Source organism: Flavobacterium sp., assembly GCF_035299245.1.
Lineage (GTDB): Bacteria > Bacteroidota > Bacteroidia > Flavobacteriales > Flavobacteriaceae > Flavobacterium.
Genome location: NZ_DATGWY010000022.1, coordinates 337,126 through 351,095, shown reverse-complemented (window position 1 = coordinate 351,095; position 13,970 = coordinate 337,126). Strand labels below are relative to the sequence as shown.

Genomic DNA, 13,970 nt, shown 5'->3' with positions numbered 1-13,970 from the left:
ACTCTGAACTCTGAACTCTGAACTCTGAACTCTGAACTCTGAACTCTGAACTCTGAACTCTGAACTCTGAACTCTGAACTCTGAACTCTGAACTTTGAACTCTATTTTTTCCCACCAACAACCGCCACAATCTCACCTTTTGGCGCTTTGGTTTCAAAATGTTTGAGTACTTCTTCAGCGCTTCCGCGAATGGTTTCTTCGTGTAATTTACTCAATTCTCTCGAAATCGAAACGGGTCGTTCCGCTCCAAAATACTGTACAAACTCGGCCAATGTTTTGACTAATTTGTGTGGTGAAACGTAAAAAATAATTGTGCGAGTTTCTTCTGCCAACGCTAAGTAACGCGTCTGTCTTCCTTTTTTTTCAGGTAAAAAACCTTCAAATACAAATCGGTCGTTGGGCAAGCCACTGTTCACCAATGCTGGAACAAAAGCCGTTGCGCCTGGCAAACAATCCACTTCAATATTGTTTTCTACGCAAGCACGCGTGAGTAAAAATCCGGGATCGGAAATGGCTGGCGTTCCCGCATCCGAAATTAAAGCAATCGTTTCGCCACTTTTCAAACGCGCAATGATGTTTTCAACCGTTTTGTGCTCGTTGTGCATGTGGTGACTGTGCATGTGCGTCGAAATGTCAAAATGCTTCAACAATTTGCCGCTGGTGCGTGTGTCTTCGGCCAAAATTAAATCGGCTTCCTTTAGAACCGTAATGGCTCTAAAAGTCATGTCGTCAAGATTGCCAATAGGCGTAGGAACTATATAAAGTTTGGACATGTACTACAAAAACTTTTTCTCTACCAATTCGATGAAACGCTCGGCATAATCGTCAACGCCTTCCCAATTGTTGTAATCAGGTTTGATGATTTCTTCGATGAAATCCTTGGCTTCTTCAAACGAGCTGAACGTATTCAATTGCGATAAAACACGGTTGTAATCTTCGGTAGAATCGCCAAAAAGGAATTTCACAAAACCAATTCGGTCGTTCAAACCAATGTTGATGGTTTTGGATAATTTATCGTTCAACGAAAGTGATTTTCCTTCTTCGCGATCGACTATCACTTCGCTTTTTTCTTCCGTTTTTTCTTTTTTTGCAACCGGTTTGGTTACGTCGTTGGGTTTTACAAAAACAGGTTCAGTGTAATTTTCGCCTAACAAATCTTCAAACGAAATTTGCTTGGTTTCGGCTTTTACTTCTTCTACATGCACTTTTTCGTCTTCAATTTCATTCGGACTTTCAGCAGCCAATTCGAAGATAGCGCCAAAATCCATTTCGTCTTTTGATTCGGCTACCGCTTCTTCTTCAACTTCTTCAGAAGCTTCAACCGCTGGTGTATTTTCTTCTTCCTCAATTTCCTCTTCTTCCAAAGTAATTTCACCAACTATGATTGGTTCTTCTACGGTTTCAACTTCAGCTTCAATTTCCGTTTCGATTACTTCTTCCTCCTTAGTTTCAGCAACAATTTCTTCTTTTGGTTCTTCTACAACTATTGGTTCAACAACTGCAATTGGAGTTTCAGGGTTTTTTTCTTCCAATGAAGCGCTTAGTTTTTCCTCCAAATCGTCTACAGTAATTTCCGACTTAACCTGCTCATAATTATCGCCATAAAATTTTAAAATGGTCAACGCTTCGTATAATTTTTGAGTTTCATGATACAATTGATCGACTTCCGATTTGTTTTTCAATTTCAAAATTCGGTGGGCAATGCTAAGTAATTCGGCTTCCAATCTTTTTTTCATAAGTTTAAAGAATTATGATGAGTTGCTTGAGTAAATTTAATATTTTTGTTTGCGTTACAAAGTAATAAAAAGTATTCAAATTAATACGTGAAAAGTACAAAATGTTTCTTGAAAATACAGTAAATCATAAAGAACAGTTTGGTTGGATTGAAGTCATCTGTGGTTCGATGTTCTCTGGAAAGACCGAAGAACTCATCCGAAGACTCAAAAGAGCGCAATTTGCCAAGCAAAAAGTAGAGATTTTTAAACCGGCTATTGATACCCGTTACGACGAAGAAATGGTGGTTTCTCACAACAAAAATGAAATCCGTTCTACTCCTGTTCCAGCAGCAGCCAACATTGCTATTTTGGCGCAAGGTTGCGATGTGGTTGGTATTGATGAAGCCCAGTTTTTTGACGATGAAATTGTAAAAATTTGTAACGATTTAGCCAATACCGGAATCCGAGTTATTGTTGCAGGTTTGGATATGGATTTTAAAGGAAATCCGTTTGGCCCGATGCCAGCGCTCATGGCAACTGCCGAATACGTGACCAAAGTGCACGCTGTATGTACCCGAACCGGAAATTTAGCGCATTATAGTTTCAGAAAAGCCGACAGCGATAACCTAGTTTTGTTAGGTGAAACCGAAGAATACGAACCCTTAAGTCGTGCGGCTTATTTCAAAGCCATGCGCGAAAATATGATTGTAAACGATCCTGAAAACGTCTCCGAAGACAACCAAAAATAGTCGATTGTGACTGTATCCATCCGAAATATTATTCCCATCATCAAAGCTCAGTTCAACGGAGCCAATGATATCGCCATTATTGACACAATTTCGATTGATAGTCGATCCTTGCAAAACAGTGATAGCACCTTGTTTTTCGCCATAGTAGGACCGAATCACGATGGTCATCAGTACATCAATCAACTATTAGAAAATGGAGTTTTCAATTTTGTGGTGCATCACATTCCCGAAAATTTAGAAGGTAAAGCTAATTTTTTAATCGTTGAAAATACGGTTGAAGCATTACAAACATTTGCCGCTTCGTACCGCAGTAATTTTGATTTTCCCATCATCGGAATCACTGGAAGTAACGGAAAAACCATCATCAAAGAATGGTTGAACTTTTTGCTGAGTCCCGATTACAATATCATCCGTTCGCCCAAAAGTTACAATTCGCAAGTAGGTGTTCCGCTTTCGGTTTTAGGCATTAATGAAAAACACAACCTCGGAATTTTTGAAGCCGGAATTTCAACGGTGAATGAAATGGAAAACCTCCAAAAAATCATTCAACCAACTATCGGAATCTTGTCCAATATTGGCTCGGCTCACGATGAAGGTTTTCACGATGCTGGTGAAAAAATCAAAGAAAAATTAAAGCTTTTTTCTTCGGTGGAAGTGTTGATTTTGAATAAAAATCGCACGATAGAAGCTTTTTTAAATCCGAAGATCAAAACGTTTACGTGGAGTTCCGATGACGGGAAAGCCAATGTATTCATCATTGCTAAAGAAAGTTCGGATCGTACCGAATTGAAAATCACGTACGATAAATTGTGCTTTAAAATTGGTATTCCATTTCAAGACCAAGCGTCGATAGAAAACGCGATTCACTGTTTGATGGTCATGCTCTATTTGGGTTACGAACAAAACACTATTCAAGATCGAATGGCGTTGTTGTACCCAGTAGAAATGCGTTTGAAAGTCAAAAACGGAATCAACAATACAACACTCATTGATGATAGTTACAGTTCCGATTTTCAATCGTTAAAAATCGCATTGGATTTTCTTGAAAGTCAGAAACAATACAAAAAGAAGACGCTAATTCTCTCGGATATTTTTCAAAGCGGATTGATTACCGAAGAATTGTATTCAAAAGTGTCTCAGCTCATCATTTCTAATAAAATCAATCGCGTCATTGCTATTGGTGAGACGATTTCGAGTTTTAAAAATAAGTTTCCCAATTGTTTGGCTTTTCCATCTACCGAAAAATTTGTCAACGAAATAGACAGTATTCCATTTGAAAACGAAACCATTCTGATTAAAGGTGCACGTCATTTTCATTTTGAAGAAATCGTTTCTTTGTTAGAAGAAAAAACCCACGAAACCGTTCTAGAAATCAACTTGAATGCCATCAGTCATAATCTGAATTATTATAAATCTCGAGTAAAACCAGCGACTAAAATGATGGTTATGGTCAAAGCGTTTGGCTACGGAAATGGTGGTTACGAAATTGCCAAATTGCTTTCGCACCACAAAGTGGATTACTTGGGTGTGGCTTTCGCCGATGAAGGAATTGCTTTAAAAAACGCTGGAATTGATTTGCCAATTATGGTTTTGAATCCAGAAAGCACCAGTTTTTCTGCGATTATTCAGTATCATTTGGAACCTGAAATCTACTCCATCAAAGGGTTGACGGCGTTCTTAAAATTGGCCGAACAAAAAAAACTGAAAAATTTTCCCATTCACATCAAATTAGATACAGGAATGCACCGTTTGGGTTTTGAAGAAGAACACATTGAAGAGTTGATTCACAAACTCAAAGACAACAAAACAGTTCAAGTCAAAAGCATTCTCTCGCATTTGGCTGCCAGCGACGATATGAAACACATTGATTTTACTTTGTCGCAAATCAAATTGTTTGACAAGCTGTCGTCGCGATTGATGTCGGAGTTGAACATCAAACCCATTCGGCATATTTTAAACTCGTCGGGAATTGCTAATTTTCCACAAGCGCAATACGATATGGTACGATTAGGAATCGGTTTGTATGGCGTGGCCAACGATGAAGACGAACAAAAATACTTGGAAAATGTAGGTACATTAAAATCGATTATTTCACAAGTCAGAACCATTCATGAAGGCGAAAGTGTAGGCTACAGCCGACGTTTTATGGCGACCAAAACCACTAAAATTGCCACCATTCCTATTGGTTACGCCGATGGTATTTCACGTCATCTAGGTAATGGTGTAGGTTATGTCACGATAAAAAACAAAAAAGCACCCATTGTAGGAAGCGTTTGCATGGACATGCTCATGGTGGATGTCACCGATATTGATTGCAAAGAAGGCAACGAAGTCATCATCTTCGGAAAAGATCCTTCCGTTCAATTCATTGCCAAACAATTAGGTACGATTCCGTATGAGATTATGACCAGTATTTCACAACGAGTGAAGCGAATTTTTTATAGAGAGTAGCTAAAATTACAGAAAATCCTAAATAATATGTTAAAATTTTATTTATCTTTGATTTACAAAACAAATAAATAACCTTAAAAACTTAAAAACTATGGGGATGATTTCAGAATTTAAAGACTTTATTGCTAAAGGAAATGCAATGGATCTAGCTGTCGGAGTAATAATTGGTGCAGCATTTGGTGCTATTGTTAATTCATTAGTAACCGATGTGATTACACCTGCATTATTAAATCCTGCTTTAAAAGCGGCGCAAGTTGAAGATCTTGCTGGATTAAAAACCGACGGTGGAATTTTATACGGTAAGTTTCTAGCTGCTGTAATTAGTTTTCTTGTAATTGCCTTTGTTATTTTTCTTATGGTAAAAGGAATCAACAGCATGAAGAAAAAAGAAGAAGCAGCACCAGCAGCACCAGCCGGACCAACTCAAGAAGAATTGCTTACACAAATCAGAGATTTGTTAAAAAAATAACAATCCGCTACATACATATTCTAACTAAACCACTCGTTGATTCGGGTGGTTTTTCTTTTTTAAAAAACTTCAACATTCAACATTCCAAGTTGATTATTCAAAATTTCTAGTAGCTAATCCAGCTATCCGTTTCAGGTCCTCAGCCCAAAAAGAGTTTTTATAAGCCTTCCAAAAGCTTCTGTTGGTCGCTCTTGTAAGTCAACAAAAACTACTTTTTAGTCTTGTGGGCTTTTCGCTGCTATCTGGGCTATGAAACAGTAATTCTAATACCAATTTCGGTGCCAGAACTTCACTATTCAAAATTCTAAGTTGAATAGTGAAAATTTTTATTTTTCAAACGATTTTCTCTCTACTTTTGTACTTCCTAAATTTAAATATACGTATATGAGAGTTGCTGTTGTTGGCGCAACCGGAATGGTTGGCGAAGTGATGCTTCAAGTTTTAGCCGAACGAAATTTTCCTGTAACCGAATTGATTCCAGTTGCTTCTGAGAAATCGGTTGGTAAACAAATCGAATGGAAAGGAAACCATTACACTGTTGTAGGTTTGCAAACCGCAGTAGAAATGCGTCCCGATATTGCTTTGTTTTCAGCTGGTGGAGAAACTTCCTTGGCTTGGGCACCTAAATTTGCCGAAGTCGGAACTACGGTTATCGATAATTCATCGGCATGGAGAATGGATCCAACCAAAAAATTAATCGTTCCCGAAATCAACGCATCCGAATTGACCAAAGACGATAAAATCATCGCTAATCCAAATTGTTCTACTATACAAATGGTTATGGTTTTAGCGCCATTACATCATAAATACAAAATCAAAAGAGTCATCGTTTCTACGTACCAATCCATCACTGGAACCGGAGTAAAAGCGGTACAACAATTGGAAAACGAATACGCCGGAGTTCAAGGTGAAATGGCGTACAAATACCAAATTCACCGTAATGCGATTCCGCAATGCGACAGTTTTGAAGAAAACGGGTACACCAAAGAAGAAATGAAATTGGTGCGCGAAACTCAAAAGATCATCGGAGATAAGACGATTGCTGTTACTGCAACGGCTATCAGAATTCCAGTTGTGGGCGGACACAGTGAAGCCGTAAACATCGAATTCGAATGCGATTTTAACGTGAGTGAAATCCGTGATATTTTACACCATACTTCTGGCGTTGTCGTGCAAGATAATACCGATACTTATACCTATCCAATGCCGTTATTTGCACAAGGCAAAGACGATGTTTTTGTAGGTCGCATTCGTCGTGACGAAAGTCAACCCAACTCATTAAACATGTGGATTGTGGCTGATAACTTGCGTAAAGGAGCAGCGACCAATACCATTCAAATTGCCGAATATTTGGTGGCAAATGGTTTGGTATAACATTATTGAAACCAGTTTTTCTGCAAACCATATAAGACATATAAGTTCATGTAAGGTTCAAAAGCATATCATTCTTATATTTTTCTTATCTGCCTTATCTGGTAAATAAATTAAAGAAGAGACGGACTTGCAGTCCGTCTTAACAAGTGCCAACAAATTTTCACTTATAATTAAAATCAAAAAACAACCTTCAAAAAATTGTTAATTCAAACGATTTTTTATGTTCAGATGGTTACATTTGTGCCAATGAAAAGAAAATACGTATTCATTAGTTTACTTTTTGCTTGGGCTGTCTTAACTGCAATGTTAATTCAGTCGCTGCACTCTTTTCACCATCTTGAAGAAGAATTTTCTAAAGAAAAATGCCATCACGAACATGGTAATAACAAAGCCGAACTTACCCACAGTCACCAAAACGACCATTGTTTTGTTTGTGAATTTGCATTTATAAATTCTACTACACTACCTACTTTTTCATTTGAATTTCGTTCACCCGATTTTTACATCAAAAATTCGGTTTTTTATTCAAATGAAATCACACTTTTTTTTAAAGGATCACTTTTTTCCCTTCGTGGTCCACCAGTAGTTTAAATTTCAGCAAAATTAAATCCAATTTGATCTACAAATTGGCGTGTTGTTAATTAAACTAAGAAAATGCAAAAGATAGTTATCGCTGTCTTCTTGCTGTGTTTTGGAGTATTTCACGCTCAAAATACAGTAAGTGGGACTGTTGTTGATGAACAGAATAACCCTTTATTGGGAAGCCATGTTCACATCGGAACTAAAACTTCTACTTCCGATTCGTTTGGTAATTACAGTGTAAAAAATGTGCCTAATGGGAACATAAAAATGTATGTTTCTTTTGTGGGTTATCAATCTGTTGATACCATTGTTGCTGTTTCTTCTGATAGAAAATTGGATTTCAAATTGAAAAAGAAGTCCGAATTACTGAATGAAGTAAACGTCAAACATAATACCAGCACTTACAATCAAACGGTAGTTGAACAAAAAGTAAAAACCGAATTCATTGAACGCAGTAGTAATCAAACTTTGGGTGATGCGCTAAAAAATGTTACGGGAGTTTCCCTTTTGAAAACCGGAAGCACTATTGTAAAGCCTGTTATTAATGGGTTGCACAGTAATCGAGTTCCTATCATTAACAACAATGTTCGGTTGGAAGACCAACAATGGGGAACCGAACATTCGCCAAATTTTGATATTAATTCGGCTGGAAAGATTACCGTAATTAAAGGTGCTTCCGGATTGCAATTTGGCGGTGATGCCATTGGTGGATTGGTGTTAATTGAACCTACATCAGTAAAAAAGGACACACTTTTTGGAAAAACATTAGTCACTATGGCTTCGAATGGAAGAGGAGGAACCATTAATACAAGCATCCATAAAGGTAATTTTTGCGACTGGTCGTGGAATCTTCAAGGAAGTTTCAAATACATGGGCGATCGCGAAACACCTAATTACATTTTGTCTAATTCAGGCAATCGAGAAGCTAATTTTTCGGGCGATGTGAAATTTATTGGCAAAAAGTACGATGTCACGGCATTTTACAGTTACTACAACACAACTATCGGGATTTTAAGCGCATCGCACATTGGAAACGCAACGGATTTGTACAATGCGATTCAAAATCAAGTTCCTTATGTAGTGAATGATTTTACCTATTCCATTCAAAATCCGAAGCAAGAAGTCCAACATCATTTGGGTAAGTTGAATTTCAACCGAACTTTTAATGATGAGTCTGTTTTGAGTATGCAATATGCTTTTCAATACAACCAACGGTATGAGTACGATGTGAGAAGAGGAAGTCAAAATGATAAACCAGCTCTGGATTTAACTTTGATAACCCACACTTTCAATGCAGATTTTAAAAAAGAGCAACACGATTGGGTGTTGAAAACAGGCGCAGTAGGTTTGTATCAAAACAATTTTGCTGATCCAGCTACTGGAATTCGTCCTTTGATTCCATCTTACGACAAATTTGACGCTGGAGTTTACGGAATAGCAACTCATGCTTTCTCGGATATTTTTTCACTAGAAAGCGGATTACGGTATGATTTCTCGCACACAAAAGCAACTAAATACTACTTAAAATCACGTTGGGATGAACGAGAATACAGTCCGGAGTTTAATCATTTTATTATAGAGGAAAGCGGAAATCAATGGCTAACACAACCAGAATATACGTTTCACAATCTTTCGGCCAGTTCGGGATTTCATGCTTCATTTGAACACGATGTAGATTGGTTTTTCAATGCGAGTTATGCTGTTAGAAACCCAAATCCTTCTGAATTATTCAGCGATGGTTTACACCATTCTACCGGAATGATAGAATTGGGTGATTTGCGACTTGATAAAGAAAAATCGGCTAAATTATCGACGACCATTCAAAAAAAATGGAATCGTTTTTCGGTGAGCGTAAATCCGTATTTGAACGCCATTTCCAATTTTATGTACCTAAAACCGATCGGATTTGAGACAACCATTCGTGGTGCTTTTCCCGTTTGGGAATACCAACAAACCAATGCGCTCCTCACAGGAATTGATGTAGAAACCAATTGGGAGGTAACTTCTAACTTGAAACATCTGTTTTCATTAGCTTATGTAAATGGAGAAAACCGTTCGGATGATGAAAAACTAATCGACATGCCGCCGCTCAACATCAATAATAGCCTGCGTTTTTCAAAAAAAGAATGGCTGAACTTAAATGTTGAGTTGAAAAGCGAATGGGTTTTCCGTCAAAATCAATTTCCAGACTATAACTTTGAAACCGATATTCTAGTAAACGGCGAATTGTCCTCGGTTACAGTAGATGTAAGTTCGCCTCCAAAACAATATCATTTGCTGCATTTCTATTCCGATATCAAATTCAAAACTTTTAAAAATACATTTACTACAATTGCAGTTTCTGTGCAAAACAGTTTCAATACCAATTATAGAGATTACCTCAATCGTCAACGCTTTTTTGTGGATGAAATGGGTAGAAATATTCAATTACAATTAAAATTTAATTATTAAAAAAGAACATTATGAAGAATTTAAAATTAGTAGCATTAGCTTTAATAATAACAGTAACTTTTACTTCTTGCAGCAACGACGACAATCCAGCTCCGGTAAACGAAGAAGAAGTGATCACAACCGTAAGAGTAACTTTAACAGGTGGAGGACAAGTGGTGACAATGACTTCTAGAGATTTAGATGGTGATGGACCTAACGCACCGACCGTTACCGTGAGCGGAAATTTGATTGCCAATACGACTTACACGGGCGCAGTTGAATTTTTAAACGAATTGGAAACTCCGGCAGGAAACATTACTGAAGAAGTAGAAGAAGAAGGTGCTGATCACCAAGTATTTTATCAAGCGAATGCAGCTTTAGGAACGTTTACTTACAGTGATACTGATGCGAATGGGAAACCCATTGGAGTTGCCTTTTCTTACATATCGGGGAATGCAGCCAGCGGAAATCTAACGGTTACTTTGAGACATTTGCCGAATAAGTCTGCTGCTGGAGTGGCTTCAGGAGATATTACTAATGCGGGTGGAGCTACTGATGCTGAGGTCAGTTTTCCAGTAGTTGTAAACTAAAAATCAAAAAGCCTTCTCCATTTGAGAGGGCTTTTTTTAACAATTATTTAGAAGTCACTTTTGTATATTTGTTAAAACAACTGAACATGAAAAATACCATTACATCGCTAACAATCCTATTTTCATTAATGGGGATAGCGCAAACTAACAATTCTAAAGTGACGAAAATAACGTATCCTCCAACACAAAAAGGCAATCAAGTTGACACTTATTTTGATACTAAAGTAGAAGATCCATACCGATGGTTGGAAGATGATCGCTCTCCGGAAACTGCTGATTGGGTAAAGAAACAAAACGAAGTGACCTACAGTTACCTCGAGAAAATTCCGTACCGAAATGCCATCAAAGAGCGCATCGAAAAATTGTGGAATTACGAGAAAATTAGCGCGCCATTTGTTGAAGGAAAATTTACTTATTATTATAAAAATAATGGATTGCAAAATCAATCGGTTTTGTACCGAAAAGATACTTGGGGTAAAGAAGAAGTGTTTTTAGATCCGAATACGTTTTCTAAAGACGGAAGTACTTCGCTTGGTGGAGTAAATTTTTCTAAAGATGGTTCGTTAGTAGCATACTCTATCTCAGAAGGTGGAAGCGATTGGCGAAAAGTAATTGTCATGAAAGCCGAAACTAAAGAAATTATTGGTGATACTATTGTTGATGTAAAGTTTAGTGGTGTTTCATGGTACAAAAATGAAGGTTTTTATTATTCAAGCTACGACAAACCTCTAGGAAGTGAATTGTCTGCTAAAACTGACCAACACAAATTGTATTTTCACAAATTAGGAACTTCGCAAAAAGACGATAAAGTTGTTTTTGGATTAAAAGACAAAAGAAGATACGTGGGTGGTTATGTTACCGAAGATGAAAAATATTTGGTCATTTCCGCTGCTAATTCAACTACAGGAAACGAATTGTACTATAAAGATTTGTCTAAATCAAGCAATCCGATTGTGAATTTGATAAATAATTTTGATAATAATCACAATGTTATTGATAACGAAGGAACGCTTTTTTATGTAGAGACTAATTTTAGAGCGCCCAATAACAAAGTAGTTACTTTTGATCTTTCCAAACCCGATATGAGAAGTTGGAAGGATTTTATTCCGCAAACTGATAATGTATTGAACGCTTCTTCAGGTTCGGGTTATATTTTTGCCAATTACATGAAGGACGCGCTTTCGTACATCAAGCAGTACGATATGAAAGGAAATTTAGTGCGTGATATTAATTTACCCGGAATTGGAACGGTGGGCGGATTTGGTGGTAAAAAGACTGAAAAAACACTTTATTATTCGTTTACCAACTACATTTCGCCAGGCGCGACCTATTCGTATGATGCTAAAACGGGAGTTTCTAATTTGTACAAAAAACCTAATGTCGATTTTAATTCGGATTTGTACGAATCCAAACAAGTGTTTTATACTTCGAAAGATGGAACTAAAATCCCGATGATTATTACCCACAAAAAAGGATTGAAATTAGACGGAACGAATCCTACGATTTTATACGGCTACGGCGGATTTAATATCAGTTTGACGCCTTCCTTTAGTGTGGCCAATGCCGTTTGGATGGAAAATAACGGAATTTATGCAGTGGCCAATTTGCGCGGTGGTGGTGAATATGGTAAAAAATGGCACGATGCGGGAACCAAAATGCAAAAGCAAAATGTGTTTGATGATTTCATCGCAGCGGCAGAATATCTAATTGCTGAAAAATATACTTCAAGTAGCTATTTAGCAATCGAAGGTGGTTCTAACGGAGGATTGTTGGTTGGAGCAGTAATGACGCAACGACCTGATTTAATGAAAGTCGCAATTCCAGCAGTTGGTGTGTTAGATATGTTGCGTTACCATACGTTTACTGCAGGCGCAGGTTGGGCTTATGATTACGGAACGGCCGAAGATTCGAAAGAAATGTTTAATTATTTGAAAGGATATTCACCCGTTCATAATGTGAAAAGTGGGGTTCAATATCCGGCAACTATGGTTACAACAGGTGACCACGACGATAGAGTAGTGCCAGCACACAGTTTTAAATTTGCGGCCGAATTGCAAGCAAAGCAAACAGGAGATAATCCTACGTTAATACGAATTGATGTAAATGCGGGTCACGGCGCAGGAAAGTCGCTGAATTCAAGAATTCAAGAAAGCGCTGATGTGGAAGCATTCATTCTCTACAGTATGGGAATTAAGGAATTAAAATAATAAAAAACGGCTGAGAAATCAGCCGTTTTTGTTTTAGAATTTATTGTCGCCGTCGAGTAATCTTCCGATTCCACCGAGTAAGCTTCCTTCCTCTTTTCCGCTTCCTCCAACTTTTGGCGCAGAAGCGATTACTCTATCGGCCAATCGGCTAAAAGGTAACGATTGAATGTATACTGTTCCTGGTCCGCGCAGTGTAGCGTAAAACATTCCTTCGCCACCAAAAATAGTGTTCTTAATTCCGCCGATGAATTCGATGTCGTAATCAACATCTTTGGTAAAACCAATGATACAACCAGTATCGACTTTAATGACTTGATTAGGTGCCAACACTTTTTTAGCCAAAGTTCCACCCGAATGCACAAACGCCATTCCGTCGCCTTCAATTTTTTGCATGATAAATCCTTCACCGCCAAATAATCCGCGACCTAGTTTTTTGGAGAATTCAATTCCAACCGAAACGCCTTTGGCAGCGCATAGAAATGAATCTTTCTGACAGATGAATTTTCCTCCAAACTGATTCAAATCAATAGCGATAATTTTTCCTGGATATGGAGAAGCAAAAGATACTTTACTTTTAAAATTATTCTGATTTAAAAAAGCAGTCATGAACAAACTTTCTCCAGTAAGAACTCTTTTTCCAGCAGATAAAATTTTGTCAAAAAGTCCGGATTGTTGCTGAGAACCATCACCAAAAATCGTCTCCATTTTGATTCCGTTGTCCATCATCATAAAACTTCCCGATTCGGCCACGACAATTTCTTGTGGGTCGAGTTCGATTTCTACGTATTGCATTTCTTCACCATAAATATGGTAATCTATTTCGTGTGCTTTCATTTGATTATTGTTTTATATAATTAGTTAGTATCTCATTAAAAATGTTACATGAGCCAATATTTTGACTTTATTAAATGGTGAATGTTTAAAAAAAATAAGCGTAAATTATAAAACATATACTTTTTTAATATTATTTTTACTATATCGCTAACCAATAAATCAATATTTTTATGAATTCACAATTTACAAAAATTATTAGAATACTTCTAGGTATTGTTCTCCTTGCTTTTGGTCTGAACAAATTGTTATCAACGCCATTTATTCCGCTTCCAGAGTTGCCTCAAAAAGCCGGTGACTTTATGGCTTCTTTAGGAGCAACAGGTTATGTTTTAAAAACGGTAGGTCTGATTGAAATCGGAATTGGAATTTTGTTGTTATTAAAAAAGTGGGTTGCATTTGCTTTAATTGCATTAGTGCCCATTTCATTAAACATTTTATTATTTCATTTGTTTTTGGATGTTTCAGGAATAATAGGAGCAGTAGTAGTTGCAACCTTAAATGGAATATTGATTTACAAACATTGGCCACAGTTTCGTCCGTTATTTGCATAAAAAAAGCCCCAATTTCGG

At 37.3% G+C, this 13,970-nt stretch carries 12 protein-coding genes; 9 read left to right on the top strand and 3 right to left on the bottom strand.

Features of this window, described 5'->3' with window-relative positions; translation table 11 throughout:
• Positions 1-101: 101 nt before the first annotated feature.
• On the bottom strand, positions 102-773 hold the full coding sequence (gene rsmI / locus VK161_RS15200; RefSeq protein ID WP_324215644.1) for a 16S rRNA (cytidine(1402)-2'-O)-methyltransferase: 672 nt from the start codon (positions 771-773) through the stop codon (positions 102-104).
• Between the two features lie 3 nt (positions 774-776).
• Positions 777-1,736 carry a hypothetical protein gene (locus tag VK161_RS15195; RefSeq protein WP_324215643.1) on the bottom strand — a complete coding sequence of 320 codons (960 nt, stop codon included), beginning with the start codon at positions 1,734-1,736 and terminating at the stop codon, positions 777-779.
• A gap of 101 nt (positions 1,737-1,837) precedes the next feature.
• Between VK161_RS15195 and VK161_RS15190 the strand changes: the two genes are divergently transcribed.
• The 8 genes from VK161_RS15190 (at position 1,838) to VK161_RS15155 (ending at position 12,567) form a co-directional block, all read left to right on the top strand.
• Entirely contained in the window at positions 1,838-2,464 is a 627-nt protein-coding gene (locus VK161_RS15190) for a thymidine kinase (RefSeq protein ID WP_324215642.1), read from the top strand.
• A gap of 6 nt (positions 2,465-2,470) precedes the next feature.
• Positions 2,471-4,915 (top strand): bifunctional UDP-N-acetylmuramoyl-tripeptide:D-alanyl-D-alanine ligase/alanine racemase, encoded by a 2,445-nt coding sequence (locus tag VK161_RS15185; protein WP_324215641.1) that lies wholly within the window; start codon positions 2,471-2,473, stop codon positions 4,913-4,915.
• Positions 4,916-5,006: 91 nt separating this feature from the next.
• On the top strand, positions 5,007-5,384 hold the full coding sequence (gene mscL, locus VK161_RS15180; RefSeq protein ID WP_324215640.1) for a large conductance mechanosensitive channel protein MscL: 378 nt from the start codon (positions 5,007-5,009) through the stop codon (positions 5,382-5,384).
• Positions 5,385-5,768: 384 nt separating this feature from the next.
• Positions 5,769-6,758 (top strand): aspartate-semialdehyde dehydrogenase, encoded by a 990-nt coding sequence (locus tag VK161_RS15175; RefSeq protein ID WP_324215639.1) that lies wholly within the window; start codon positions 5,769-5,771, stop codon positions 6,756-6,758.
• Positions 6,759-7,004: 246 nt separating this feature from the next.
• On the top strand, positions 7,005-7,349 hold the full coding sequence (locus tag VK161_RS15170; RefSeq protein ID WP_324215638.1) for a hypothetical protein: 345 nt from the start codon (positions 7,005-7,007) through the stop codon (positions 7,347-7,349).
• Positions 7,350-7,412: 63 nt separating this feature from the next.
• Positions 7,413-9,791, top strand: a complete 2,379-nt coding sequence (locus tag VK161_RS15165; RefSeq protein WP_324215637.1) for a TonB-dependent receptor — start codon at positions 7,413-7,415, stop codon at positions 9,789-9,791.
• 11 nt (positions 9,792-9,802) lie between these two features.
• Positions 9,803-10,360: a type 1 periplasmic binding fold superfamily protein gene (locus tag VK161_RS15160; protein WP_324215636.1), complete on the top strand. Its 558-nt coding sequence runs from the start codon at positions 9,803-9,805 to the stop codon at positions 10,358-10,360.
• Positions 10,361-10,488: 128 nt separating this feature from the next.
• Positions 10,489-12,567, top strand: a complete 2,079-nt coding sequence (locus tag VK161_RS15155; RefSeq protein WP_324215651.1) for a prolyl oligopeptidase family serine peptidase — start codon at positions 10,489-10,491, stop codon at positions 12,565-12,567.
• Between the two features lie 33 nt (positions 12,568-12,600).
• On the opposite strand, the gene VK161_RS15150 is transcribed toward VK161_RS15155, so the two are convergent.
• The gene (locus VK161_RS15150) at positions 12,601-13,401 is read right to left on the bottom strand and encodes a TIGR00266 family protein (RefSeq protein ID WP_324215635.1); all 801 of its coding nucleotides are present in this window, start codon (positions 13,399-13,401) and stop codon (positions 12,601-12,603) included.
• A gap of 170 nt (positions 13,402-13,571) precedes the next feature.
• On the opposite strand from VK161_RS15150, the gene VK161_RS15145 reads away from it, so the two are divergent.
• The gene (locus VK161_RS15145; RefSeq protein WP_324215634.1) at positions 13,572-13,952 is read left to right on the top strand and encodes a DoxX family membrane protein; all 381 of its coding nucleotides are present in this window, start codon (positions 13,572-13,574) and stop codon (positions 13,950-13,952) included.
• The last annotated feature ends 18 nt before the right edge of the window (positions 13,953-13,970 follow it).

What these genes read in the sequence shown, in the direction of transcription:
- rsmI (WP_324215644.1), bottom strand. Translation starts at nt 773, where the DNA reads ATGTCCAAACTTTATATAGTTCCTACGCCTATTGGCAATCTTGACGAC.
- VK161_RS15195 (WP_324215643.1), bottom strand. Translation starts at nt 1,736, where the DNA reads ATGAAAAAAAGATTGGAAGCCGAATTACTTAGCATTGCCCACCGAATT.
- VK161_RS15190 (WP_324215642.1), top strand. Translation starts at nt 1,838, where the DNA reads ATGTTTCTTGAAAATACAGTAAATCATAAAGAACAGTTTGGTTGGATT.
- mscL (WP_324215640.1), top strand. Translation starts at nt 5,007, where the DNA reads ATGGGGATGATTTCAGAATTTAAAGACTTTATTGCTAAAGGAAATGCA.
- VK161_RS15175 (WP_324215639.1), top strand. Translation starts at nt 5,769, where the DNA reads ATGAGAGTTGCTGTTGTTGGCGCAACCGGAATGGTTGGCGAAGTGATG.
- VK161_RS15170 (WP_324215638.1), top strand. Translation starts at nt 7,005, where the DNA reads ATGAAAAGAAAATACGTATTCATTAGTTTACTTTTTGCTTGGGCTGTC.
- VK161_RS15165 (WP_324215637.1), top strand. Translation starts at nt 7,413, where the DNA reads ATGCAAAAGATAGTTATCGCTGTCTTCTTGCTGTGTTTTGGAGTATTT.
- VK161_RS15160 (WP_324215636.1), top strand. Translation starts at nt 9,803, where the DNA reads ATGAAGAATTTAAAATTAGTAGCATTAGCTTTAATAATAACAGTAACT.
- VK161_RS15155 (WP_324215651.1), top strand. Translation starts at nt 10,489, where the DNA reads ATGGGGATAGCGCAAACTAACAATTCTAAAGTGACGAAAATAACGTAT.
- VK161_RS15150 (WP_324215635.1), bottom strand. Translation starts at nt 13,401, where the DNA reads ATGAAAGCACACGAAATAGATTACCATATTTATGGTGAAGAAATGCAA.
- VK161_RS15145 (WP_324215634.1), top strand. Translation starts at nt 13,572, where the DNA reads ATGAATTCACAATTTACAAAAATTATTAGAATACTTCTAGGTATTGTT.